Origin of the sequence: Allorhizocola rhizosphaerae (assembly GCF_003426775.1) — a bacterium.
In the GTDB taxonomy this organism is placed as follows: Bacteria; Actinomycetota; Actinomycetes; order Mycobacteriales; family Micromonosporaceae; genus Allorhizocola; species Allorhizocola rhizosphaerae.
The window spans coordinates 1-3,134 of the sequence record NZ_QJUG01000416.1; the positions used below are offsets into that span (position 1 = coordinate 1).

Annotated in this window: 2 protein-coding genes; one reads left to right on the forward strand and one right to left on the reverse strand. The window is 67.0% G+C overall.

Translation table 11 applies throughout. From position 1 onward, the window contains the following. A partial coding sequence (locus DM816_RS41190; protein WP_162908399.1) for an ATP-binding protein occupies nt 1–2,287 on the reverse strand: 2,287 nt, incomplete at its 3' end. Between the two features lie 227 nt (nt 2,288–2,514). Here DM816_RS41190 and DM816_RS41195 point away from each other — a divergent pair. After that, nucleotides 2,515–3,134, forward strand: a 620-nt coding sequence (locus DM816_RS41195) for a trypsin-like serine peptidase (RefSeq protein ID WP_425455347.1), incomplete at its 3' end; no start/stop codon positions are given.

Here is a 3,134-nt window from a genome sequence, read left to right on the forward strand (position 1 = left end):
CGGCCTGCTGATAGCGGCCCTGCACCCGGTGGACTTGGCCGAGGTTGGTCAGCGCCCGCATTTCGCCGTCGCGGTTGCCGGTGGCTTGGGCGATGTGCAGTGCCCGTTCAAGGTGGTCGGCGGCCTCCTGGTGGCCATCCTGCGCCCGGCGGATGATGCCGAGGTTGGTCAGCGCCCGCATTTCGCCGTCGCGGTTGCCGGTTCTGCGGGCAATCTGCAGCGCTTGTCCAAAGTGGTCGGCGGCCTGCTGGTAGCGGCCCTGCGCCCAGTGGGTGTGGCCGAGGCCGACCAGAGCGCTTAGCTCGCCGCCCTGGTCGGCGGTGGTTTGGGCGATGTACAGTGCCCGTCCAAAGTGGTCGGCGGCCTGCTCGTAGCGGCCCTGCACCCAGTGGGTGTGGCCGAGGCCGACCAGCGCCTTGAGCTCGCCGTCGCGGTTACCGGTGGTTTGGGCGATCTGCAGCGCCCGTTCAACGTGGTCGGCGGCCTGCTGATACCGGTCCTGCACCCAGTGCATCTGGCCCAGGACGATCAGTGCTTCCAGCTCAGCCAGCCGATCGCCGAGCTGGCGGGCGAGGTTGAGGGCTTGCTGGTGCAGCGCTTCCCCATCCTGGTAGTGGCCGCGGATCAACACATGTTGGTGCAGCAGAGCCGACAGGTATAGCAAGTGTTCGGGCCGGTCGTGTGCTGCGGCATGCCGTGCGGCGGCGAGCAAGTTTGCTAGTTCGGTGTCCAGCCATCGGGCGGCCCGATCTTGGTCTGACAAGTCAGGTGTGGGGCTGTCGATCGGCGCAATGGTCGAACGACGCTGCCGTTCATAGGGATACACCACATTCATGGCCTTGACAGCGGTATGCCGGTAGAAGTCCAGCAACCGCCCGAGCGCCTCGTGTCTTGACTCAGGTGGGTCGATCGTGGCGGTCAGGCTCTGCGTGTAGGCACGGATCAGGTCGTGCATCCGGTAGCGGCGGTAGACCGGCTCCTCCAGCAGGTGGTCGGCGTGCAGAGCGTCCAGATGCTGCTGTGCCTCCATCGGCGAGATGCCGGCCAGGGCGGCTGCCGCGTACGGTTCGACTTCGACGCCGGGGTGCAGTCCAAGTAGACGGAACACCCGTTGCCGGTCGGCGGGCTGGTGTTGGTAGGACAGGTCGAAAACGGCCGCCACGGTGCGGTTCTCCGCAGTGAGGGTGAGCAAGCCGCTGTTTGCCTGGCGCACCTCATACAGCAGGTCGGTGATGTTCCAGGTTCGGTGTCGCAGATACAGGCTTGCCGCGATCGAGATGGCCAGTGGTAGGTATCCGCATGCTCGGACCAGTTCGGCCGTCGCCTCCCGATCGGTACTGGCCTGCGGGGCCAGCCGTGCAAACATCGTGATCGCTTCGTCCGGGGTGAGCACATCCAGCCCGATGGGTACCGCTGTGGGCAGGTCCGCCAAGCTACGCCGGGCGGTGACCACTACCAGGCTGCAGGTGGAGCCCGGCAGCAGCGGGGCGACCTGTTGGCTGCTGGCTGCATTGTCGAGGACCAGCAGTAGTCGTTTACCGGCCATCCGGTCGCGCCACAACGCGGCTCGCCCGTCCAGGGTGTCCGGTAGGAACCGGGGATCGACCCCGTCGGCGGCCAGCAGCTGCGCCAGCGCGTCAGCCGGCTGCACGGGTTTTTGTCCCGCGCTGTGGGCGCGTAGATCTACGAACAGCTGCCGGTCGCCGAACCGGTCCTTAAGCAGGTGCGCTACGTGCACGGCCAGGGTGGTCTTGCCGATACCCGGCATGCCATCGATGGCATGGATGGCGATAACCCCACCGACCTGAGCGGCGTCGGCGACCGCGGTGGCGATCTGCTCAAGTTCTTTGTCCCGGCCCACGAACACCGCGTGTTCGGCCGGCAACGTGCACCGCACTGGCCCCGGCACTGACCTCACCGCCGCCACGTCGCGGGTTGACGGTGCAGCCGATGGATCCGACGATGACGCCGGGGGTGGTGGTGTCCTTGCGGCGATACGCCTCCGGGCGGCCACCCACCGGTCCACCTCATCCTGATCGCCGCCGCAGGCATACACCAGCCCGGCCACCAAATCTTCCCGGGGCAGCACATTACGCTTGAGCGCCGCGTTGATCGTGCTGCGCGGCAACATCCGCCCGGCCTGTGCGGCGCGCTTTTCCAGCCGCCGAAAACCCACACCGGCCCAATCCCGCAACCGCCGCAGCGCGTCTACAAACTCCGCCGCCGTGCCCGCCAAACTCGGATCAGGCCGACCATCACCGGCAACCGGACCAGCCGCCTGCACCACGTCAGCACTCCCTCCACCAACCACAGCCTAGTTGCCATCGACAAACTTGTCTGTGCTCAGAAGTGGAGTGAGTGCCGCCGCCGTCCGGGACAGTCCCGCGCCGCCGGACCTCTCGCGGCGCATTCCAGCCCTGCCCGAACGTGAACCTGCGACTGCATCCACGTCGGTAAAGCCGCTTACATGACTTTTGGTCAAGCAGGCGGAACATGCTCCTAAGGGGAGGTCCAGTGAACGCTTTCCACAGAACAGGTTTGCACCGCGCAGGCATTATCACGGCCGCGGCCCTTTTCGGGCTGGTGCAGATATCCGCAGCCGGCGCCACGGCCGCCGAACCCCGGGCCGCGAAGACCCGCCTGTCGGCCATCGTGTCCAGCGACGGCTCGCAGAGCGGCATTGCACCTGCCGCGGCCACCTCCATGGTCAGCAGCTCGAAGGGAGCCAGCCTGCCGGCCGATCTCAAGGCCACCGCGAACGCATCAGACGGAAAGGGTGTCGGCATCGATTCCATCATCGGCACCGACGACCGCTACCAGGTCAACCCCGGCGTGTACCCCGGCACCTCCACCGTCCTGGTCACCTTCAGCGGCGGCGGCCGGTGCACGGGCTGGATGGCCGGTTACAACCCCGCCAACCTCGCGTCCACCATCGTCACCGCCGGACACTGCGTCCACACCGGAGGCAGCGGTGGCGCCTGGCGCAGCGGCGTCACGGTCTACCCCGGCTACCCGAACACCGGGTTCGGCTGCAGCGCCATCACGCTGTACTCCGTCGTCGGCTGGACCACCAACGGCTCGCCCGACTACGACTACGGCGCGATCAAGGTCAACTGCACCTTCTCGGGTCAAGC